Genomic DNA, 22,153 nt, shown 5'->3' with positions numbered 1-22,153 from the left:
TGTCTTGGGTCAGCTTGGTCATATACACGAAAAAGGCACAGCCCTGAACCAGCGGCTGTACCTGCCTTACGTGATATGAAGTTAATCCAGCATCCAGCAATTCAGGCTGAGCGTACCGTACTGGTAGGCCTGAATCATCCGCTGGGCTTTCCTGCCCTCGTCCGCACTGCCCATCACATAGAAGAGCGGTACGAAATGTTCCCTGGCGTAGGAAGGTACTGCGCTGCTGGCATGCGGGGCCTTCTTGTCGTAGGCGAACAGCTCCGGCAGATTCCAAGAATCCAATTCCTCTGCCACCCAAGCGTCGAATTCGGTTGCCCATTCCTCAGGCTGGTCATCCTGCTTCAGCAGCCGCAGATTATGCACGAGTCCTCCGCTGCCGATCAGGAGAATGCCTTCCTCACGCAGCGGAGCAAGCATTCGTCCGATATCGTACTGTTCCTGCGGAGACCGCAAGGAATCTACGGATAGTGCAACCACCGGAATATTGGCCTCCGGGAACATTTTGTTCAGAATCACCCAGACGCCATGATCAAGTCCGCGGCCCAGCACCGGCTGGTGAGCCAGATTGTTGTCCTTGAAGAGTGCAGCAATTCTGCGGCTTAAGGCCGGGTCACCGGGGGCGGGATAAGTTAAAGAATACATTTCGTCAGGAAATCCATAGTAATCGTGTAGAGTTTCGTGCTGTCCATCCACGGTAAGCAGCTGCTCGGGACTGTCCCAATGCGCGGAGAACACCACAATCCCGCGCGGGGCTTCCAGGTCTTGACCCAGCCGTTCCAGGAACCGGGTATATTCGTTATCCTCAAGCGCGAGCAGCGGCGAACCGTGTGCGATAAAAAAAGCGGGTAGTTTCATACGATGCAACCTCCATAACCCAGTATATGGCCTGCACCTTTTATTTTACCGCTTCTTCTCCCCGAATGCGAGTGGCGGACAAGCCTTGCGGGGCTGAAAGCCGCAGCTTATTTAGATCATCCAGTTCTGCCATTCCTCCTGCAGATGCTCCTGCTGGTTCATCCATTCCCGGGTCCGCTTAAGCAGCTGTGACTGCGCTGGGCCAGAAGAGAAGGTATGATCCGCCTGAAAAATAATCTCCTTGTCGCAGCGGCCCTCCGGCCGTGTCCAGAACAGCTTCTGGTAGAGGAACGCGTAGTCGACCGGAATGATATCATCGGACGTTCCGTGAACGACCAGCACATCACCGCCGAATTTGCCCGCCTCCTGAAAGGGCTGGAAGGATGCCAGCGAGTTGAAATACAGTGGAGTAAAGGCGTAGCCGGCATGATCGGCCGAGCCGTTCTTCACGGAGTGGTCATAAGCTTCCCGGCCTACGATCTTCACGATATCGTTGAACGGATATCCTACGGCCGCCCACAGCACCAGGTTCTTCACGCGGCGGTCGCGGACCGCCGTCAGCAGCGCGACCGCACCGCCCAGGCTGTGCCCGATCAGCGTCACCCGCTGGGGGTCCACATCGGCTGAGCCGATCCCGTAGTCCAGCACCGCACGGGTCTGCAGGATCATCGACTCCATGTCTTCGCTGCCATAGTTGCCGCTGCTCTCACCGCAGCCGGCGTAATCGAAACGGATCACCATGTAACCATCCTCGGCAAGCTCCCGGGCGGCTTTGACAAAGATCCGGTCTGCCCCAATCCGGTTGCCCACGAATCCGTGGCAGATGACGGCCAGCGGCACACGGTCCTTGCAGCGCCCGGAGGTCCCTTTTTCTTTGTTAGGATAATGAATGCTTGCTGTCAGTTCCTCCCGGCCCAGCCGGATCACGATATTCCGTTCCATCGCCTTGTCCTCCTTATAATAGAATCCATTTCACTGGATTAATTTAATTCCGATTAATTTAGTATGGATTATAATCTTATTATACGGCTAACGCTTCTCTTGTCAACAGGAAGTCCGCCCAGGCTATCAGAGTAAACAAGATAATCATTTATGGCGTGAATCGTTTATATGCTTATATTCTGAAAAACCCCCTGCGCTCCGACTGCGGAACACAGGGGGGGTCTTGGTAGTTCACTGTTTCAATGCTTAGGCTCAATCGTAGCTATCATGGAACATATCATGTGTCTGCTGACGCCCTTCCCAATCCTTAAGCCATTCTCCGGACGCTCCAGACGCGGAATTAAATAGACTGAAGCCGTCGGAGCCGCCCCAATCCACAACCTGATTCACAGGCCCCGGTTCAGCAACGGCTCCAGGCTCTGTTCCTTCAACCTGAATTTCTTGCTCCCTGCTGTTTCCCTGCTCCATACCCTTACCCCGCCTTTCCTTAAGCTGTATTGTTGCAGCAACTGCCTTATCAGTGTTCTCTCTTCCAAAAGGATTATACAGTGCGTTGTCCTTGCACAGAGCAGGGAAGCAAACGTATACTCTAGAGTGTGTATTCAAACCAAGCCAGGGTTTGAATACACATCCCAGGGTGAAGAACATCTTATGCACTATAATCTGGAGGTTTATGCTGCTGCTATGAAAGTTAAAGATATGATTAGAGAAAACAACCGGCTGCGCGAGCAGTTGACACCTTTTAATCGTTCCTATTTCGAGGATGTAATTATCGGGCTGCGGGCCAGCCGCGTGGAACCCCAGCGTACGGAAGAGCTGCTGCTGGAAGCCGTTCAGCTGCTGCTGCGGGAGCAAGGCAAAGGCCGCAATGCCAAGCAGGTCTTCGGTGAAAATCCGGGGGATTATTTCAAGGAAGTCATTGACAGTGTACCTGTACTTCCTGCCCGCAGCCGGCTCAATTATTACCTGATGCTTCCCTGGGCGGCGCTGACCGGCCTGTTCGGGGTTTTGGCGGCTGCGGGGCTGCTGGTCCAATCGATTGAGGGGGATGCCGGTGTTTTTGGCCAGATTAGTCTCTTCACGCTGATTGCTGTCGCTGCCGGGTCCATCGTGCTGTTCCAGCTGATGATGAAATGGATGGCCTCTCTGTCCGACGAGGAGGCTCCACGCTTCAAGCGCTTTGACCTCAAAGGGCTGGGGATATATATTCTGATTGCCGTTATCGCCGTCTTCGCCGGAATCTTCCTGGACTCCATCTTCCCCGTGATTACTTTGTCTCCATGGGTGAGCCTGATCCTGTTCCTTATCGGCACAGCAGGACTGAAATTTCTGTTCTTCCGCAAATAGAGTCTCTAAGGGGGAATCCCGCATGAACAACAAAACTTACCTTCTCTGCGCTATGCTGGCAGCAACACTGGTGCTGGGATGGCCGGGCGGAAGCAGTCGGACCATGGCTGCTCCAAGCCAGGCGGATGGAAGCACCGCAGCCAAACACAAAGCAGCCGTATACGCAGCGGCCTTGCCGCTGCTGTCTGCGCCGGACAAGCTGCCGGAAGCGATTCAATATCTGAACCGCAAGATATATGCCGTAACTCCGTACCAGGGCACGCTGCTGGCCTTGAAGCTGGAGAACCTGCAGAAGTCGGCGCTGCCGCAGTGGGAGCAGACATTCAGCCGCAGCGGGGAGCAGCGCAAGCTTGCCGGCTTCTACAAAGCCGGTCTGAGCATGTCTGAGCTTGCAGCGCGTACAGAGGATCACCCTCTGCGAACCTTGCTGAGAAGTGCCGGAGAGCACGGCTATAAGCTGGAAACAGCCGAGGGCAGCTTTTTTCCAGTAATCGATTATGCCGCTTACCGCAAATATAAAACTTATGTGACCCATGACATCAGTGCTTATCTAACGATTATGGCTGCTGAATCCGATCAGCCCTCCTCCAAGGACCAGGGACTGGTCATTGCCTGGACTGAGGTGTCCTCCCGGGCGCTGGCTCAGGAGCAGTTCATTCAGAAGTATCCCAAGTCCAACCGGATTGCTGCAGTCCACAACCTGTATTCCATGTACCTGACGAATACCTTCTATGGCCAGACCAATACGCCGCTGTTCCATTACGACAATCTGGAGATGGACCTGGAAGCCCAGAAGGCTTATTCCAGCGTGCTGGCCAAACATGACGGCAACACTCCTTACCTCCAGAAGTTGGAAGCATTCATGAAGCTGCTGAAGGACAACGGCTACAAGCTTGATGAGGACATCAAGCAATTCCTCCAGGCCGAGGTGCCGAGGGCCGAGCGGTAAAAGGCCGAGCGGTAAGAGACGAGCGGTAAGAGACGAGCGGTAAGAGACGAGCGGTAAGGGACGAGCGGTAATTGGCACACCGCAGGATTGCATAACTGCAGGACCGCAGGTCTGTAGGATTGCAGGACCGGTAAACCAATAAAGACCTGACCGCCACTTCTGGCCGTCAGGTCTTTGCTTTAAATCTGCTGGAGAATAATTGCAAATCGTCGAAATAGTTACAGCCCGTTGATTTAGTTGCGAAATCGGTTACTACTTAGGACCCCAGCCTTCTTCCAGTAGGTTTGAGCTTCGGAGTAGGGAAACAGAGATGCTATGGGGAAAAACTACCGTTAACTGCTGACTTTTGTGCGATTCTCGTTACCTATAGGGAAAAGTTACCACTAATATAAATATAATTGTATGGATTATTTAACTAGACAAATAATAAAAAAGCTCTCTTTTATATTGATTCAATTGATAGTCCTAATGACATGAGCAGAAAATAATTGACAAGGAAGTGACTCAGAGACTTAATCGACTATCCTGCCATAGGAACGATATTTGGTTCCCCTAGAAAACCAACGATTACTCAAAATGGAAGTAATATACCTACGACTGAAGCTTTTCCAAGCGAATCGATAACTGATTCAGGAAATAATGTTATTGGTACTATTTATTACCGTGCATTTGATCTTAGTAATGTAACTGATGGAAATCTTATAGCCTCCGCCCAAAACTACTATCCTCCAAATCAATCGTTTGTTGATTCAATTTATATCACAATTGACTAAAAAAGGTAAATATTTACGACCTATTGTCCGATAAAAGAAAAGAGAATAGATCAAAGGAGGGAGTATCTTTTGACAGTTAGTGCGATGGTTAACGGCAAATTCACACCTGAATTCGCAGCTTATACAAAGTTGGCCTTGTCAAATCGGTTTCAAAATGAAGCCCGTGGTATTAGAAATGATACGAGTAGTTCTTCTATGGGTTTTAGCAAATTCATAGAAGCAATTCAGAAGGATCAAGAAGTGAACCACAGCTATGCTCGGAAGATATCAGGCGATGAAGTAACAAACAATCGTCTATACCAACAGAGTCATGGAGTAAATGAATTCTCAAATCGACGTTTTACAGCTATTGAAAGAGCTTATGAACTGGGTTTAGTCAACCAGAGCGGTGTTCTGCTCTCCTCTTTCAATGCCGAAGGATAAGGGTATCGAGCAAGTCAACAAACAGGGATGTTCCATGATAAAAATGGAGCATCCCTGTTTGCAATTAATATCTAAATTGAACTGCGGCAACCCAGCCGCAATAGTATCACTTTATAATGACATGCGCTGAAAGTCTTTAGATCAGCATATTATACAGGTTGATATCCTTGTTGATCTCCACATAGTCGACGCCCTTCTGCTTCATCCGTTCAATCAGCGGAGCATAGGCATCCTTGGACAGCAGCTCGATGCCAACAAGCGCTGGCCCGTTCTCCTTCTCGTTCTTCTTGGTGTATTCAAACCGGGTGATATCATCCTCCGGCCCCAGAATCTCCGCAAGGAACTCGCGCAGCGCACCGGCCCGCTGTGGGAAATTAAGCATGAAGTAATGCTTTAGCCCCTCATAGATCAATGACCGCTCTTTGATCTCCTGCATGCGGTCTATATCATTGTTGCCTCCGCTGACAATGCAGACCACAGTCTTGCCCTTTATCTGCTCACGGTACAGGTCCAGAGCGGCAATCGGCAGCGCCCCTGCTGGCTCAACTACAATCGCATTCTCGTTGTACAGCTCCAGAATGGCTGTGCAGGCCTTGCCCTCCGGCACCTTGACCACATCATCCAGCTGGCGGGAGCAGATGTCGTAGGTGAGGCCGCCGACTCTTTTGACCGCTGCGCCATCAACGAACTTATTAATCTCCTTAAGGGTGACCACTTCGCCTTGGGCCAGCGCTTCGCTCATCGAAGCCGCTCCAGATGGCTCTACACCGATTACCTTCGTGGACGGGCTGACCGTCTTCACATAAGTGGCTACGCCTGCCGCCAGACCGCCACCGCCGATGGTTACGAACACATAGTCCGCGGGCTTGTCCAGGCTCTCCATCACTTCCATCGCAATCGTACCGTTTCCGGCAATGATCCGGGGTTCGTCAAACGGATGAATCAACGTCATGCTATGCTCCACACAAGCCTGCAGCGCTTCATCATAGGCGTCATCGAAGGTATCCCCCTTCAGGATCACCTCGACGAATTCACCGCCGAACCGGCGGACCTGCTTCACCTTCTGGTTGGGAGTTGTGCTGGGCATGTACACCTTGCCTTTGATTTCCAGCGCCTTGCAAGAGTAGGCCACCCCCTGGGCATGGTTGCCCGCACTTGCGCAGACAATCCCCTTAGCTCTATCCTCTGCAGACAGACTGCGAATCATATTGTAAGCACCACGGATTTTGAAAGACCTGACGATCTGCAAATCCTCGCGTTTCAGATAGACATTGCAGCTATACTTGGCCGACAGCACCGCATCCCGCTGCAGCGGAGTACGGACAATGACCTCCCGCAGCACATGATGCGCACGCACAATATCTTCCATTCCTACGATCCGGCCTTTGTCTTCATTCATGCTCTCTCGCCTCACTGTCTCCATCGAATTTCAATAGTCTTCTTGTAACATACCCTCCCGAGGACATTTTTTCAAGCTTTGTCCTTCAACGGGCAACACAAAATCCGGCCTCAGCCGCCGTAAGCAGCTGAGGCCGGATTCTGGAACGCCTCCCGGCTTATGCCTTGAACCGGTTTACCGTCTGCAGCAGCTGTGCCGAGCTGCCCTTGATTGCTTCGATTTCGCCCACGATACTGCTGGACTTACTAATGATCTGCTCAGCCTGGGCAGCGATGGCACCCGCCCCTTCCGCTCCTTCATTGGCCGCAGTACTGGTCTCGCCTATCGCTGACAACATGCTCTGGATCGAAGCCAACAGCTGCTCAGAGGTCGCGCTGAAGTCGGTCACCAGCTCCTCCACGAATTTGGCATCCTCACTATACTGGTGCCCAGTCTGCTGCATCGTATCATAGTCGCTCAGCACCTGCCGGTCCACGAAGCCCAGCACGCTTTCCGCGCCTTCCACCAGATTCGAGACCGCGCTGGTTACCGCTTCCGTCACGCCCATAATCTCCGCGACCTTCTCCCGCGAATGGTCAGCCAGCTTACGGATCTCTTCAGCTACAACGGCGAACCCCTTGCCAGCCTCACCCGCACGGGCGGCTTCAATCGACGCATTCAGCGACAACAGATTGGTCTGTGTGGCAATATCAAGGATAGCCGCCGTTAACGTGTTCATTTGCGAGATGGAAGTTGATTGCTCAATGGCCGCGCGCAGTTGCTCTTCGCTTTTACCATATACCGCATCTGCCCGTTCCCGTGACAGACGCCCAGCCTCCTTCAGCTGCTCCGCCCGCTGGTTGATCTCCTTCGCCGACAGAGCGCCTTCCTGTGCCTTGGAGGCGATGCCGCCGATGGCACTCTCGATCTCGATCGTGCTTGCATTCATCTCCTGCATTGTTGCTGCAGTCTGCTGCAGCCCCGCTGACAGCTCCTCCGTAATTGCAGAAACTTCGGAGATGCTGGCATTGAGCACGAACACATTTTTCTCCGTATTCTCAACTGCACCGGAGATACTGTGGGAGTTATTTATAATCTGCGTAATCAGCGTTTGCTGCGAGGCAATCATGTCATTGAAGCCGTCAGCCAGAACACCAATCTCATCCTTCGATGTCGCCTTGGCACGCACCGAGAGGTCACCGCTTCTTGCCGTCTTGAAGGCTGCTGTCAGCAGCGGAAGTGGCTTCAGAATACTATTGGATACGAAATAGAGCAGCAGCGACAACAGCACGATGGCAGCGCCAATCGACAGAATAAAGATCAGTGTCAATGAATCAAGCGCCTCTTCCGCAGCCTTTTCAGGCACAATGAGTGCTACCGCCCACTGATTGTCCACCGCAGGTGAATAAGAGACATAACTTGCCTCGCCATCAATATCCGCATGAATCACATTGGAGCCCCACTGCACCAGCTTGCTGCCTACGGCCGCCCAGTCCTCACCCAGGTCGCTCATTTTCTGCAGCAGGATGTAATCGGGGTTCGGATGATAGATGAACGTACCTGTCTTATCCACCAGCACCGCAAAACCACTGCCACCGTAATCAAAAGCGCGCAGTGCCTCTGTTATCTGTTCTGTAGAAATATCCGCACCCGCCACACCCAGCAGCTCGCCCGAATCGTCGAGGATGGGGGCGCTGAGCGTGACCACCATTTTACCGGAGCCTGCATCAATATAGGGATCGGTTACTGTAAGTCGGTTGTTCTTGGCCGTAACCGCGTACCAGGCACGCTCTTTCATATTGTAATCAGCCGGAGGATCGAACTCATCCTGGGTAATCACCTTGTTGATCCCGTCCAGTCCCACATATACATTCAGCAGATTCCGGTTGTTCTCCTTAATCAGATTAAGCGTCCGCACCAGTTCGGTGTAGCCAGCCTTGGACTTCAGCGTATCCGCAGAATCAGCGCTTCGGATGAAGCTCCGAACGTAAGCATTGGCGTTCAGCAGCTCGACACTGTCTGACGCAGGCTGCAGCAGTTGGTTCACCTTGACGCTGATTTGTTCTTTCTCATAGGTCAAAGCGCTGTTCAGATCATCGACGATAATCTTTTTGGAATTGCTGTAAATAATGGCCGAAACGATAACAAGTATAATAACCACCGATGAAATTACGGATAGAAACAGCTTTCCGCGAATCCCTAAACTACCCAGCTTCTCTTTGTTTTTGTTGCCTGCTGCCATATGATCCCCCACCTTTATGTGAAATAAAATGATGCCCCAGCGCTCCCTAAGAGGGTTTCGTTCATTTTCGACTTATTTCTGCAAAATAACTCTTTATCCCTTTAACGTTTTACATCGAGCTGTGAATTAACTGTGTCAGTGTTAGCTTTTTTCACAAACTTTTGGGATAAAATGAACTTTCATCTCCGTTCAGGACAAAAACTGCTGGTTATCCACTCAATTTATCGCAAAAACCACGCAGGCACTATATCAAATGTCAGCTTTCCTGTCTAAATTCATGTTTTTATAAAGTAACCTGGTGGGCAAAGCATGATGCGGGAGGGAATAGTGGTTGGAATAGCTGCCGAAGTTGGGAGTGTAAGTTGCAGGAGTAGGTTCTGGGGCGTAACAGTTAGGGGACTGGGGCGGGTGGTGTAGTTATTAGAGTAACTGTTGAGGGGCTTGGCGGCGCAGCTCTGGTTGAGTAACTGGTGAAGGCTTGGCGGCGCGGCTCTGGTTGAGTACCTGGTGAAGGCTTGGCGGGGACGGCTCTGGTGAGTACCTGGTGAAGGCCTGGCGGGGACGGCTCTGGTGAGTACCTGTCGGGAGAGAGGTTGGTTGGTCCTATCACCCCACCTTACGGACCGAGGAGCCTCTATTTGTCCGTTCGGATGCCATCTTCCCGCCTAACGGACTCAGGAGCCTCTATTAGAGTAAAATTAGTTTGTTTATGGCGAAATAATCGGCAATAGGGGCTATACAGTCCGTAAGACCAGCAAAGTCAGCTAAAAAGCACAAATAGAGGCTATACAGTCCCCATAGAAATCTCATCTACTCAAATGAAACATTAGCAAGTTCGTATATAATCATACGTCTCTCAAAGTAAATAGAATTGTCTTGAAGCCTGCCTTCAGGCATCGGAATAAGTATTCTCACTTTTCGCCGAACGCTGCTGTGGGCTCCACTTTTATGGGATATATCTCTTACTCCACGCAAACTTCTCCCTCCATCAACCGCCAATTCAACACTTTCAAAGGCATAAAGGCCTCTCATTCCTCCGTTTGTCGCCAATCCAGCACATTCAAAGGCATATATGCCTCTCATTCCACCGTATGCCGCCAATCCAGCGCACTCAAAGGCATAAAGGCCTCTCATTTCCCCATTTGCCGCCAATCTAGCACATTCAAAGGCATAAAGGCCCCTCATCCCCCCGTATGTCGCCAATCTAGCACATTCAGAGGCATAAAGGTCTCTCATTTCCCCATTTGCCGCCAATCTAGCACATTCAAAGGCATAAAGGCCTCTCATTCCTCCGTTTGTCGCCAATCCAGCGCACTCAGAGGCATAAAGGCCTCTCATTTCCCCATTTGCCGCCAATCTAGCACATTCAAAGGCATATATGCCTCTCATTCCACCGTATGCCGCCAATCCAGCGCACTCAAAGGCATAAAGGCCTCTCATTCCCCCGTATGTCGCCAATCCAGCGCACTCAAAGGCATAAAGGCCTCTCATTCCCTTCTCTCGCTCCCTCCGCCTACTCCATCCGGAACACCGGACCCTTGGGCACAAACGGCAGATGTCTTCCTTTGGGCAAAATATAAGCGTGCTCTCTTTTGACATAAACTTTGTCGCAATAGCCGTCGGTAATGATCAGGATCGGGCCATTCTTCGGGAAGTCCTCGGCCTGCTGGAGCAGATCGATGCCCGGCTGAAGCACCGTGCCTCCCCGGCCCCGTACCTTGACGCTCTCCGCGATATCCTCGGGCTTCATATAGCCCTGATCATAAGCAGCCGCATCGCAGAAAACAACTCTGGCTGCAGGCACATCTCTTGACAGGCTGTAGCTGGCAATCGCGCCGAGCGCCTTAGCGAGCAGCTTCCGGTCCATCGAGCCTGAGGTGTCCAGAATCACGCCGAACGTACGCCCGTCCTCGTCTCCGCCCTGATCCACCCACTTCGGCCTGGCGATATCCGGCGTGGATGATTGCCGGCGGCTTACACGCGCATAGGTGCGCACCTTCTCCACCGGAGAGAAATAACTGTCGAACCACTTGGCCAGCTCCACATCCCACTGGATGGCGGGTTGGCCCAGCGCGCGGATCTCTTCAATCAATCCGGCGGGAATCAGTCCCCGCCCGCTCTCCTGATGATAGAGCAGCCCCTGCTGCAGCGCATTGCGGCAGAATTCATCCATACTTACCCCGTCACGCGGGTCCCACAGACCCGCTCTGCCCTGATCCAGCATATCCGCTCCTCCGGTGCCCCGAAGCGTGTTCAGCTTACGGTAGAGCCGCATATCCGTCACCAAGCGATCATAAATGGCTTCTGCCGACATTCCCCGCATCTCCTCATCCAGCAGGATGCCTACTTGCGGAATTTCGCCGACATGCATCTCTGCAAGCCAATGATTAATGACATAATCACAGGCCACGTTCCAGAGATAATGATCCCGGCCCTGGCAGCGTTCCTGATGGTGCAGTCCGGCATGCAGCAGCTCATGGGCAAGGACGAATTTGCATTCCTCCGCATCCAGACCAGCCGCAGGGTTAAGATAGATTTCCCGTTCAGTGACATCAATCGCCGCAATCGAAATATCCATCCGTTGGCAGAGGGCAGTATCTTCAATTAGTGTGAAGCCGGAGGCAAGAGCTCCCAGCAGCGGATAATGGTCAATGAACCAGTTGCGCGCCCTTGCAGCCGGTGTATTTCGTACCTCAGCGGTGAACATCGAAGCCTCATAACCAGCGGCGACATTCACCGCCTTCGCTGCAGCCATCGCCAGTCCAGTGGCAAAAGCCCCCTCCCAATCCGTCTTGCGGGTTCCCGCATAGCCGCTGCGAGTTGGAACGATCATCATATCTCCGTGTTTATCCCCGGCTGTCCCGTGAACCTTCAGCTCGTCCGGCACCCCGCGCTCCACCAGCCGCTCATACAGCTTCTGCTCACTGCCGGCAGGGATATCTACCCGGAACCCGAACTCGCCCGGCGGCTTGCCAAGCTTCATATCATAGAGAAACTTGGAGATATAGACATCGCAGGCTATATTCCACAGGACAGGATGCTCCCGGTCCTGAAAATGTCCAAAACCCAAATACAGCAGACAATGGGCCAGCACATAAATCCATTCCTCGACCTCACCGCGCCGCTTGGGATGGACATAAATAGCCCCTCTGCTGTTCACTACAGCCCAGCCCTCTTCGGGGTATCCCCGCCAGCTGGACTCGTCACGATAGATATAGGCATGGCTGGCCAGCGGCGCAAACATCGGATGCAGGGTAATAAACCTATGTGCTTCGGTATAGTTGAGTGCAGCGATATCCTGCTGGGGCGCGCGTTTCTTGGCCATTATTTGTCCTTCCCGGCCAGACGCGGCAGGTCACGAATTACTTCCACCGTGAACCAGGCAGGCAGCACCTGTCCTTCCCCGTGATCGGCAACCACCAGCTGCGCCATCTCCAGACTGATCTCACTTAATTCCTTGATCAGCGCCTTGGCCCGGTGGGCGAAGCTGCGGTGATCCTCCTTAATCGCTTCCTTCTTCTCCGGCAGCACTTTGATAATCTGCGCCCGGAAAGACAACGTCAAAAAGTAAAGGAGATCCCGGTCCTCCGCCTCATGCGGAAACCTTGCATCTCCATTCAGGATTTTATTCAATTGGAATTTCCCGCTAAGATTCTTATGAAAAGCCTTGAACTGCAAGGCATGATCCGGCGTAAGACAGCCGCGGGCCAGCACCTCTATCATCTGAAGCGGCAGCTCATCCTTGAATTCATGCAGCGCATCACTGAGCATATGCCAGGCACGCGGTGTGGAGAAAGGCTCCTCTGTCTTCGGCGGCTGTGTCCAGAGATGGTCCGGCCGCGCCTGCAGATATTCGATCACATGTGGATGAATACCGCTGGCATACGCCCAGTCGAACCACTCTCTAGCCGTCACCTTCAGCTGAACATGGAACATCCGGTTAATCAGCGCCGAGGACATCGGCTTCACAATCGCACTGTCCTGCGCCCGGTTGCCCGCCCCAATCACAATCGAGCCCTGCGGCAGATGATATTCGCCAATGCGCCGTTCGTGGATCAAGCTGTAGAACGCCTTCTGCACTTCCTGAGAACAGGCATTTAATTCATCGAGAAATAAACAGTACGGCTCATCCCGGGCAATCATCTTCGGCGGACAGAATACACTCACGCCATCCTTGATCTGCGGTACGCCGATAATATCTTCAGGTGCCAGCTGGCTGCCCAGCAAGGAGACACAAGGAAGACCCAGGTCTGCAGCGAACTGCTCCACCAGCGAAGATTTGCCGATTCCAGGCGGTCCCCAAATAAACACAGGCCGTACTACTGCAACATTCAGCAGGACATCCATCAGTTCTTTCTGTGATACCGTAACGCCAATATTCATAGATTCCTCCGAAACTCTTATGACCTTATGTAGAATAATTCTCTATTAACTATAACGGATAACAAATTCCGTTACAATTTGCGCTGCCCTGATAGAGTAGAGGACTCCCCGAAAGGTTACAGCCAACGGATTTTAGCCAAAAGATGCGGCAAAAGTATTACTGTGAAGCTGCGCTTGCCCTGGCTTATGCTCGTCTTTGGTACCACGCTCACTACGGTAGGTATAATTGTTAACGTGTGCGTAATAACTCCGATTGTACCGGTTAATCAGTTCGTCCAGAACCATGGACTGTCTGAGCACGCCGGGATGGCCTAAACCATAGATTTGTTCCAGATCGCAGAGTTCTTGTCTGGCCTTCTCCATCTGTTCTTCTAATTTTTTATGTTTCTCCACCCAAATCCCTCCTTATTTATGATTATTTTAGAAGACTATGACTATGTTTCTGAAAAAAATTTTTCAGGAAAATTCATACTAAAAAACCACAAAAAAGACCAGCAAATACTGGTCTTTTAAGTCGAAATAATGAGAATTAAGCTATATTAACCCCCGTGCCAATTGTTAAGCGGAGTTATGTTGATAGGACCTGTCTGCATCGGACCAGTTATTACAAATAATAAACTGAAGCACGTTATGATCATTGCCAGCTTTTTTTTCATTTTTATTCCTCCTCTTTGAGTAGATTCCAATATTCAGTTTGCGTTTCAATTGATGAGAATTCTCGGTATTTCTCGAATAAACGAACACAGTCAAGAATAAAAGAATCATTATTTAGTAGAATAGATTTATGCAGAGCATTAGTTAAGTATGAAAAACCGAGTACATACAAACCTTTTTTAAGATTGTACTTAGCTAATTCAAACAAAAGACGGTCAGCTCGCTCAGTTATCACTTCTTTGGAATAAACTCCTACACTTGCAGGCTGGCTCAACTGGATATAAGATAATATTTCATTCTCAAATTTCTTAATAATATCATCAACTTCATAATCGAACTGGTTAGCCGCCGTTAGAATATTTAATAGACCTGTTAGCGTTTCATTTCTGTTCTGTTCGATGTAAGCCACATAATCCTTAATAACACTTGAATCACCATAAAAGAGTTTGCACACCCATATATTAGCTTGTGCCCATGCTTCGAGCATCTTAACCCAATACCTAGTTTCCTCATCTTCTTCTTTCACCCAGCTAAGATCTGCGTACGTATAGTTAAATTCTAATGCCTCATTATGATCTCCCCGTGCATCACTAACAGCACCACGAAAGAGATTAGACAGAGCTAAATATACAAATAAAGGTCTTTTTGTTTTTTTTGTTGGTTCTTCTCTTCTTCTATCTTGCTGTGCATTTATAAGTTGTATCTTTGCCTTCGTTCCCATATCCTTAGCTATCTTATCTACCTTGTCCCATCTTCGCATGGATCGAAATGTATTAGCCAAATCTCTAAGAGCATCCAACTGATCAATCTCATCCAACCGATCGACAAAAGGTTCGAACTGCAGCGCCGCGAGGAGATTATCCTCCTGATTCTCACCAAGCCGCAGGGTGAACAAGCGGTAATGACAGAATGCGAGCCGTTCCGAATGCTGGCGGCGTTCACTGGTAGCTACACTCTCATAGAGCAGAATAGCTGCTTCCGATCGGCCTTCATTGAAGAAGTCCTCCGCCACTTCAAACAGCAGCGGCGAATAGATCAGATTATCCAGCAGCAGCATTACAATCTGCCGGATACAGTCCAGCTTGTCCAACTCCGCACAGCGGTACAGAAAAGGCTTGATTCTGCGCCAATCCGGTACAGTGTCAACCATACTCTCCTGAATGTACTGTTCATAGTAATACCCTTGAGGCAATCCCAGCACAGCAGTCATCCGGTCCAATTGATCCACGGCCATGACGCGGTTTCCATTAATAATGGAGCTGACCGTTCCCGGATTCAGTCCCGCCTCCCTTCCCAGCTGGCTAAAGTTTAATCCTTTTCGTCTGAGGAAGCCTTCCAGTTCAGTGCGAATTGTGGTTGTAGGATGCAAAGAAACCACTCCTTAAAGATCGACTCCGCCAATTGGAGATTGATAAAATATGCTATTATATTACAAATATAACCATAAATTTTGGGGGCGTCAACCCTTTTTTTTGACAGCTTCAGACACAACAAGAAGAAACGGTTTCGCCGTCCTCTGAAAAGCGTATGCTTCCGAAGCAGCGATACTACGTATCGCTTTCAGGCATCCGTTTCTACGAGAAAAAAAGAACCACCGCCCCCGCTTCCGGGCCAGTGATTCTTCAGCGTTCCTATCTTAAATTCCGCACTATTGCTTCATCATCCATTTGAGCAGATCCGGCACACTCGCCCACAGGCGGGAATGCATAATGACGTATTCAATCGCTTCGTTCGAGTCGCCCATTCCTACATAATCCGGCAGATTATGCGGCAGCCGCTTTACACCCAGCAGGTAGTCCGGCACATGCTTATTCACATTGCGTGCTACCCGGTAGAGCATTTTGAGCTGGGAGGTAATCCCGTTCTTCTTGAATTCCAGCACCATCCGGTCATAGGCAAAAGCGGCGGCGGCGGCGTCCTCGCCATATTTCCGCAGCAACTGCTCCGTCTTCCCGAGCTTGTTGCTGTAGAGATACGCTGCCGCCAGAAGATGCCGTGCCCCGGTATTATCGCCTTCATTCAGCTCCAGAATATGCTCCAGCATCTTCGCTGCTTCTTCCGCATCGCCGCCAAGCCAGCAGGAGTCGGCATAACTCTTGCACACCCGGATATACGGACGACTCTCTTGCATTCCCCAGAAATAACCTTTGTTCTGCTTGAAATACCGCTCGCCCAGTTCACGTCTCCCAGCATCTATACCCGCCTGCAGATGAGCTCGCACTTCCTGCTCGTTGTCAGACTCTTCCGCCAGAATCAGATAGGCGTCGGGGCTGTCAGGATAGATCTCCAGCGCTGCCTCAGCAAGCTGAATCCGCCGTTTCGAGGAGTTGGCTTCCAGCGCCATATGCAGCAGTGTCTGCTCCTGCTCCTTCGGTGTACCTGCACCGTTTAGGTTCAGCAGCTCCTCTTCTTCGCCGCCCATGCCATACTCTTCAATATAATTAAAGATCTCTTTGACCTTGCGTGAGATGGTAGCGGCTGTAACCTCGTATTTCTTGGCGAGATGTACCTGGGTAATCAGGAAGCCGTATTCCTCGGACAGCAGGTATTCGATAGCGGCACAGAATGAACCCGTCTTCTTCACAGCCGGTTTCATCTTGCAGGAGTAACCGTTCCACAGCATAATCGCTTCCAGAATCAGTTCCTTGTCATAGTCATACCGCATACTCTCTATAAGCTCCAGGGCCAGCTGTTCATGGGCTGGATGCTCCCACTTCAGATCCTTCGAGACCGTCTTTCTAAGCTTGGCGAGCGTAAGCTTGCTCTCGGGACGCGCCGGCGGCGTGACTGCAGGCTGCTGCGCCACCGTCTCACGCGCTACCGCCTCCTGCGTTGTTACCAGCCGCAGAATAGAATCCGCCACAGACGTTTCCTTGCCCAGGCAGCACTTTTTGTATTTATTGCCGCTGCCGCATGGGCACAAGTCATTTCTTCCAACCTTAATCAAAGATGATTCCCCCTTAAATCTGTAACTGGTCCTATGTACTTATATAGGTGAAATTTATACTTTCTTATAGTTTAAAAAAGGCCTTTCCATGATCGGAAAGACCCTTTATCTGTATATATCCGCACATTTTCCCCCGTACGTTTTGTATTATAGCACTTCTTCTATCACTTGTCAGTCCCTTTTTAGGACTTAAAGCGTAAATTTTTGCTAGGATACGGTACTTTGTCCTAGACCAGAGCTTTCATGGCGATGTCCGTCCGGCTCTGCTTCCCGGCAAAAGCGATGCTGTCCGCACGCTTGTACGCAGCGCTGCGCGCTTCGGTTATCGTATCGCCCAGCCCTACCACGCCCAGCACACGCCCGCCGTTCGTGATCCAGCTGCCGTCTTCGCCGCGTGCTGTCCCGGCATGGAAGACCAGTCCTTCTCCGCCGGCATCCAATCCGCTGATCGGAACTCCCTTCGGATAAGGGCCAGGATAGCCCTGTGAAGCCAGCACCACACAGACTGCCGCTTGCTCGCTCCACTCAATCTCCAGCTGATCCAGCCGGTGCTCAACTACCGCCAGCATAATCTCCAGCAGGTCGCTCTTCAGTCTCGGCAGCACCACCTGTGTCTCCGGGTCACCGAAGCGGGCATTGAATTCAATCGTCTTCGGCTTGCCGTCCGGAGCGATCATCAGCCCGGCGAACAGCACGCCGCTGAACGGCCGGCCTTCAGCCACCATCGCTTGGGCAGTCGGCTTGATGATGGTCTCCACCGCTTCTTGAATAATCGCTTCGTTGATGTGCGGCAGAGGAGAGTACGTACCCATGCCGCCGGTATTCGGGCCTTTGTCGCCGTCAAAGATCGGCTTATGATCCTGGGCAGCAGCCATCGGTCGCACCGTCTCTCCATCCACGAAGGCCAGAATCGACATTTCCTGTCCGGCCAGAAACTCCTCGATCACCACCCGCGCTCCCGCTTCGCCGAATATTTTGCCAACCATAATGTCACTGAGCGCCAATTCCGCTTCTTCCAGTGAATACGCTACTGTTACTCCCTTGCCTGCGGCCAGCCCGTCCGCCTTGATGACAATCGGCAGCTCCCGGCTGCGCAGAAAGACAAGCGCGGCTTCATATTCACTAAATTTCTCATAGGCCGCCGTTGGGATGTTGTATTTGTGCAGCAGATCCTTCATGAAGGTTTTGCTGCCTTCGATCTCGGCCGCATTGCGGCGCGGGCCGAAGACAGGAATGCCTGCCGCTTCAAAAGCATCCACAATGCCCGCTGCAAGCGGATCATCCGGCCCGATTACAGCAAGGCCGATATGGTGCTCCTTGGCGAAGGCGGTCAACCGGTCAAACTCAAATACTCCAATCGGTACACATTCTGCCAGCGTGGCGATCCCGGCGTTGCCGGGGGCACAGTAGATTGTGCCCGCCTTGGGGCTCTGGGACAGACTCCAGATGATCGCATGCTCCCGGCCGCCGCCGCCCACTACTAAAATATCCATAAGATCCTCCCCAGCCTGCTAGTGTTTGAAATGACGGACGCCGGTAAAGACCATGGCAATGCCATATTCATTGGCTACTTTAATCGATTCCTCGTCCTTCACCGATCCGCCCGGCTGGATCACAGCAGTAATTCCGGCCTTGGCCGCCAGCTCCAACGTATCTCCCATCGGGAAGAAAGCATCCGAAGCGAGCGCCGCTCCCTGGCTCTTGTCCCCCGCCTGTTCGATGGCAATCTTCGCCGCACCTACACGGTTCATTTGGCCTGCGCCTACCCCCACTGTCATGTTGTCTGCGGCCAGCACAATCGCGTTGGACTTCACATGCTTCACGACTTTCCAGGCAAATAGCAGCTGCTTCAGCTCCTCTTCCGTAGGCTTGCGGTCCGTAACCACCTGAAGCTCGTCCGGATTAACACTATGCACGTCGCTTTCCTGCACCACCATGCCACCGTCGATCGAGGTCACGATCAGACTGCTCTTACGGGCTGCAGCCGTGCTGAGATCACGGATCTTGAGCAGGCGGATGTTCTTTTTCTTCGTAAGAATCTCCAGCGCTTCTTCTGTGAAGCCAGGGGCCAGAATAATCTCCAGGAAGATTTCCTTCAGCAGATTGGCCGTATCGGCATCAATGATCCGGTTGGCCGCCACAATACCGCCGAAGATCGAGGTAGGATCGGCATTGTAGGCTTTTTGATAAGCTTCATATACACTTGCTCCCACGCCCACACCACAAGGATTCATATGCTTAACCGCCACTACTGCCGGCTCTTCAAATTCCTTGACGATCTGCAGCGCCGCGTTGGCGTCGTTGATGTTGTTATAGGACAGCTCTTTGCCGTGCAGCTGCTCGGCAGCGGTCAGCGTATCCAGCGCAGCCAGCGGCTTGCGGTAGAAGGCAGCCTTCTGGTGCGGGTTCTCACCATAGCGCAGATCCTGGATTTTCTCGTAAGTAACCGTATAACGCTCCGGCAGCGGATCACCGGTAACCTTGGACAGATAATCGGAGATCAGAGCATCGTAAGCCGCCGTATGGCGGAAGACTTTGGCCGCAAGGCGTTTGCGTGTTTCGAGCGTAGTATCCCCACCGGCACGGACCTCTTCCAGCACCACAGCATAATCTGCCGCATCCACCACCACACTGACGAACGCATGGTTCTTCGCTGCCGAGCGCAGCATCGTCGGTCCGCCGATATCGATGTTCTCGATGGCTTCCTCGTAGGATACATCCGGCTTGGCAATCGTTTCGGCAAAAGGATACAGATTCACAACGACCAGATCGATATAATCCAGACCCAGCTCGGTCATCTGACGCGTGTGCTCCTCATTGTCACGAACCGCCAGCAGTCCGCTGTGAACCGCCGGATGCAGGGTTTTGACACGTCCGTCCATAATTTCCGGGAACCCTGTCACATCCGAAATGCCGATGACCGGCACGCCTTCTTTGGCAAGCAGTGTGCTTGTACCGCCCGTGGAGATAATCTCAACACCCAATGCAGACAACTCGCGGCAAAAATCCACGATCCCCTGTTTATCCGATACGCTGACCAGCGCTCTTTTGATACTCACTTTGAATAGTCCTCCTTTGGGATAACAAGCTTGGTATGATTATATTACTACTTGCGGATAACCGTCTTTCTGCCCGTCAGCCCCACCCGCCCGGCCGCCATTTCAGCTACCACCTGCGGGTACAGCTCATATTCCACCTGATGGATACGTTCTGCCAGCGATTCTACAGTATCCTGCTCCTCTACCTGCACACCGCGCTGGGCGATGACCGGTCCGGTATCCATGCCTCCGTCGACAAAATGCACCGTAACGCCCGTCAGCTTCACGCCGTAATCCAGCGCCTGGCCAATCGCATCCTTGCCGGCAAAAGCAGGCAGCAGCGAAGGATGAATGTTGATGATCCGTCCCGCGTATGGAACAAGCAAAGTCGGCGTAATCAGCCGCATGTAGCCAGCCAGTACAATTAGTCCGATCTCCCGGCGCTGCAGCTCGGCTACAATCTCAGCTTCATACAGTTCACGGCTGGCGAAATCCTTCGGCCGCAGCAGGAGTGAAGGCACGCCCGCTTCCTCCGCGCGCTGCGCCACCGGCGCTTCCGGCTTGTCCGAGACCAGCAGCTCGATGCGTCCTGACCCGAGTCTGCCGCCCCGCTGCGCCGCAGCCAGCGCGGCGAAATTACTGCCTTGCCCGGAGGCGAACACAGCGATCCGGCTCCACTCCATCACACTTCAGCTCCTGTAAAGGTAACCTTGTGCTCGCCTTCTTTTACAGTACCGATCAGATAAGCTTCCTCACCGCTCGATTTCAGCAGCTCCAGTGCGCGTTCTCCGTCCTCTGCCGCTACCACAACAATCATCCCGATGCCCATATTAAAGGTTGTGAACATGTCGCGGTTGCTGATATTGCCTTTGCTCTGCATCAAGCCGAAGATCGGCTGGATCGGCCATGAGCCGTAATTCACCTCTACATCCACGTTCTGCGGCAGCACCCGGGGAATATTCTCGATGAAGCCTCCGCCGGTAATATGCGCCATGCCTTTGACTGTAAGCTGCTCCAGCAGCGCCAGCAGCGGCTTCACGTAGATCCGGGTCGGAGCCAGCAGTACATCTGCCAGCGGTGCGCCCAACTCCGGCACCACCTCATTCAGCTCGTATCCCCCGTCCTCCAGCAGCAGCTTGCGCACTAGCGAATAGCCGTTGCTGTGAATGCCGCTGGATGCCAGACCAATCACCGTATCTCCAGAAGCGATATCCACGCCTGTTACCAGCTTGGCCTTATCGGCTACGCCTACGGTAAATCCGGCGATGTCATATTCACCTTCCGCGTACATGCCCGGCATTTCCGCTGTTTCGCCGCCGATCAGCGCGCAGCCCGCCTGGTGGCAACCTTCGGCAATCCCGGCCACAATCGCTTCGATTTTCTCCGGAATCACTTTGTCACAGGCCAGATAATCGAGGAAAAACAACGGTTCTGCGCCCTGCACGACAATATCGTTCACACACATGGCTACCGCGTCGATGCCAATGGTGTCGTGGCGGTCTGCCGCGAACGCGATTTTGAGCTTCGTGCCCACACCGTCGGTTCCCGAGACCAGCACAGGCTCCTCATATTTGTCCTTATTCAGGCCAAACAAGCCGCCGAATCCGCCCAGTTCGGTCATGACCTCGGGACGGTACGTGCGTTTCACGTGTTTCTTCATGCGTTCTACCGCTTCGTTGCCAGCCGCAATATCGACTCCGGCATTCTTATAAGCTTCCGACACTGTTGGACACCTCATTTAATTTAGTTTAGAGCGTGGGGGAATTCGGATGTATCCGGCCCTCTTTGGGGGGGCATCATTGTTACAAGGACAGTTGGACTTCCGATCGCTGTTATGTTTGGATTTCCTGATTGAAACCGCTCTTGGCGGTAGAAATCCAAACCTAGCGTATGCTTACGAAGGAGCTTTCCTTCGGAAAGCTTTCAGGCGAACGCTAACGTTTCTCCAGTTCCAACTTCCTCTCCACAACTCCAACCCCCGGTAGAGACCTCCTGCAAGCCGGATTCCCACGCCTTGCACAGCACAGGATTCGGTGCTCTGCGAAGCCGAGCACCTCCCCTGGCGCGTCCGCCGCCCCACGCATTTGCGAAGCAAACAGGGGGCAGGCCGGCTAGCCTCGGGCGGCTTGCCCAGCTGCCGCCAAGGTCTTTAGCCCGGCGCCATCCGCCGCTCCCTGCATTTTCGCAGCAAACAGGGGGCAGGCGGGCCAGTAGTACTT

18 protein-coding genes are annotated in these 22,153 nt (G+C 52.4%); 3 read left to right on the top strand and 15 right to left on the bottom strand.

From position 1 onward, the window contains the following. Positions 1-81: 81 nt before the first annotated feature. The 3 genes from B9T62_RS35550 to B9T62_RS35540 all read right to left on the bottom strand — a co-directional run bounded on the left by B9T62_RS35550 (position 82) and on the right by B9T62_RS35540 (position 2,268). The gene (locus tag B9T62_RS35550) at positions 82-858 is read right to left on the bottom strand and encodes a DODA-type extradiol aromatic ring-opening family dioxygenase (protein WP_087919567.1); all 777 of its coding nucleotides are present in this window, start codon (positions 856-858) and stop codon (positions 82-84) included. A 111-nt stretch (positions 859-969) separates the two neighbouring features. After that, on the bottom strand, positions 970-1,800 hold the full coding sequence (locus B9T62_RS35545; protein ID WP_087919566.1) for an alpha/beta hydrolase family protein: 831 nt from the start codon (positions 1,798-1,800) through the stop codon (positions 970-972). Positions 1,801-2,052: 252 nt separating this feature from the next. Continuing rightward, positions 2,053-2,268, bottom strand: a complete 216-nt coding sequence (locus B9T62_RS35540; protein WP_087919565.1) for a hypothetical protein — start codon at positions 2,266-2,268, stop codon at positions 2,053-2,055. Positions 2,269-2,484: 216 nt separating this feature from the next. Between B9T62_RS35540 and B9T62_RS35535 the strand changes: the two genes are divergently transcribed. The 3 genes from B9T62_RS35535 (at position 2,485) to B9T62_RS35525 (ending at position 5,292) form a co-directional block, all read left to right on the top strand. After that, positions 2,485-3,147: a DUF1129 family protein gene (locus tag B9T62_RS35535; RefSeq protein ID WP_157794135.1), complete on the top strand. Its 663-nt coding sequence runs from the start codon at positions 2,485-2,487 to the stop codon at positions 3,145-3,147. Positions 3,148-3,169: 22 nt separating this feature from the next. Continuing rightward, positions 3,170-4,096 (top strand): hypothetical protein, encoded by a 927-nt coding sequence (locus B9T62_RS35530; RefSeq protein ID WP_087919563.1) that lies wholly within the window; start codon positions 3,170-3,172, stop codon positions 4,094-4,096. Positions 4,097-4,938: 842 nt separating this feature from the next. Continuing rightward, positions 4,939-5,292: a hypothetical protein gene (locus B9T62_RS35525; RefSeq protein ID WP_087919562.1), complete on the top strand. Its 354-nt coding sequence runs from the start codon at positions 4,939-4,941 to the stop codon at positions 5,290-5,292. A gap of 136 nt (positions 5,293-5,428) precedes the next feature. On the opposite strand, the gene ilvA is transcribed toward B9T62_RS35525, so the two are convergent. From ilvA to purM, 12 genes are all read right to left on the bottom strand, one after another. After that, positions 5,429-6,691: a threonine ammonia-lyase IlvA gene (gene ilvA, locus B9T62_RS35520; protein ID WP_087919561.1), complete on the bottom strand. Its 1,263-nt coding sequence runs from the start codon at positions 6,689-6,691 to the stop codon at positions 5,429-5,431. A gap of 157 nt (positions 6,692-6,848) precedes the next feature. Then, on the bottom strand, positions 6,849-8,912 hold the full coding sequence (locus B9T62_RS35515) for a methyl-accepting chemotaxis protein (RefSeq protein WP_087919560.1): 2,064 nt from the start codon (positions 8,910-8,912) through the stop codon (positions 6,849-6,851). Positions 8,913-9,722: 810 nt separating this feature from the next. Next, on the bottom strand, positions 9,723-10,403 hold the full coding sequence (locus B9T62_RS35510; protein ID WP_087919559.1) for a hypothetical protein: 681 nt from the start codon (positions 10,401-10,403) through the stop codon (positions 9,723-9,725). Between the two features lie 22 nt (positions 10,404-10,425). Further along, complete coding sequence (locus B9T62_RS35505) at positions 10,426-12,237, bottom strand: vWA domain-containing protein (protein ID WP_087919558.1); 1,812 nt, start codon at positions 12,235-12,237, stop codon at positions 10,426-10,428. Then, the gene (locus tag B9T62_RS35500; RefSeq protein WP_087919557.1) at positions 12,237-13,295 is read right to left on the bottom strand and encodes an AAA family ATPase; all 1,059 of its coding nucleotides are present in this window, start codon (positions 13,293-13,295) and stop codon (positions 12,237-12,239) included. Before B9T62_RS35500 ends, B9T62_RS35505 begins: the two co-directional genes overlap by 1 nt. Before the next feature lie 132 nt (positions 13,296-13,427). Next, positions 13,428-13,688, bottom strand: coding sequence for an aspartyl-phosphate phosphatase Spo0E family protein (locus B9T62_RS41540; RefSeq protein ID WP_342746137.1), 261 nt, complete (start codon positions 13,686-13,688; stop codon positions 13,428-13,430). A gap of 265 nt (positions 13,689-13,953) precedes the next feature. Next, positions 13,954-15,318 carry a helix-turn-helix domain-containing protein gene (locus B9T62_RS35490; RefSeq protein WP_087919556.1) on the bottom strand — a complete coding sequence of 455 codons (1,365 nt, stop codon included), beginning with the start codon at positions 15,316-15,318 and terminating at the stop codon, positions 13,954-13,956. A gap of 279 nt (positions 15,319-15,597) precedes the next feature. Further along, positions 15,598-16,896, bottom strand: coding sequence for an SEC-C metal-binding domain-containing protein (locus B9T62_RS35485; protein ID WP_087919555.1), 1,299 nt, complete (start codon positions 16,894-16,896; stop codon positions 15,598-15,600). 227 nt (positions 16,897-17,123) lie between these two features. Beyond that, positions 17,124-18,389, bottom strand: coding sequence for a phosphoribosylamine--glycine ligase (purD, locus tag B9T62_RS35480; protein WP_087919554.1), 1,266 nt, complete (start codon positions 18,387-18,389; stop codon positions 17,124-17,126). 18 nt (positions 18,390-18,407) lie between these two features. Then, a complete protein-coding gene (gene purH / locus B9T62_RS35475; RefSeq protein WP_087919553.1) occupies positions 18,408-19,955 on the bottom strand; it encodes a bifunctional phosphoribosylaminoimidazolecarboxamide formyltransferase/IMP cyclohydrolase in 1,548 nt (515 codons plus the stop codon). Between the two features lie 47 nt (positions 19,956-20,002). Beyond that, positions 20,003-20,617: a phosphoribosylglycinamide formyltransferase gene (gene purN / locus B9T62_RS35470; protein ID WP_087919552.1), complete on the bottom strand. Its 615-nt coding sequence runs from the start codon at positions 20,615-20,617 to the stop codon at positions 20,003-20,005. Continuing rightward, on the bottom strand, positions 20,617-21,657 hold the full coding sequence (purM, locus tag B9T62_RS35465; RefSeq protein ID WP_087919551.1) for a phosphoribosylformylglycinamidine cyclo-ligase: 1,041 nt from the start codon (positions 21,655-21,657) through the stop codon (positions 20,617-20,619). Before purM ends, purN begins: the two co-directional genes overlap by 1 nt. Positions 21,658-22,153 lie beyond the last annotated feature (496 nt).

The organism is Paenibacillus donghaensis (assembly GCF_002192415.1).
Lineage (GTDB): Bacteria > Bacillota > Bacilli > Paenibacillales > Paenibacillaceae > Paenibacillus_AQ > Paenibacillus_AQ donghaensis.
Note: the sequence above shows the minus strand (reverse complement) of the source record. Positions and strands in the feature narration are given on the sequence as shown.

Excerpts from the sequence above, each read along its gene's own strand:
- purD (WP_087919554.1), bottom strand. The coding sequence starts at position 18,389 with ATGGATATTTTAGTAGTGGGCGGCGGCGGCCGGGAGCATGCGATCATC.
- B9T62_RS35535 (WP_157794135.1), top strand. The coding sequence starts at position 2,485 with ATGAAAGTTAAAGATATGATTAGAGAAAACAACCGGCTGCGCGAGCAG.
- ilvA (WP_087919561.1), bottom strand. The coding sequence starts at position 6,691 with ATGAATGAAGACAAAGGCCGGATCGTAGGAATGGAAGATATTGTGCGT.
- B9T62_RS35515 (WP_087919560.1), bottom strand. The coding sequence starts at position 8,912 with ATGGCAGCAGGCAACAAAAACAAAGAGAAGCTGGGTAGTTTAGGGATT.
- B9T62_RS35540 (WP_087919565.1), bottom strand. The coding sequence starts at position 2,268 with ATGGAGCAGGGAAACAGCAGGGAGCAAGAAATTCAGGTTGAAGGAACA.
- purN (WP_087919552.1), bottom strand. The coding sequence starts at position 20,617 with ATGGAGTGGAGCCGGATCGCTGTGTTCGCCTCCGGGCAAGGCAGTAAT.
- B9T62_RS35510 (WP_087919559.1), bottom strand. The coding sequence starts at position 10,403 with ATGAGAGGCCTTTATGCCTTTGAGTGCGCTGGATTGGCGACATACGGG.
- B9T62_RS35530 (WP_087919563.1), top strand. The coding sequence starts at position 3,170 with ATGAACAACAAAACTTACCTTCTCTGCGCTATGCTGGCAGCAACACTG.
- B9T62_RS35550 (WP_087919567.1), bottom strand. The coding sequence starts at position 858 with ATGAAACTACCCGCTTTTTTTATCGCACACGGTTCGCCGCTGCTCGCG.
- B9T62_RS35505 (WP_087919558.1), bottom strand. The coding sequence starts at position 12,237 with ATGGCCAAGAAACGCGCGCCCCAGCAGGATATCGCTGCACTCAACTAT.
- B9T62_RS35545 (WP_087919566.1), bottom strand. The coding sequence starts at position 1,800 with ATGGAACGGAATATCGTGATCCGGCTGGGCCGGGAGGAACTGACAGCA.
- B9T62_RS35500 (WP_087919557.1), bottom strand. The coding sequence starts at position 13,295 with ATGAATATTGGCGTTACGGTATCACAGAAAGAACTGATGGATGTCCTG.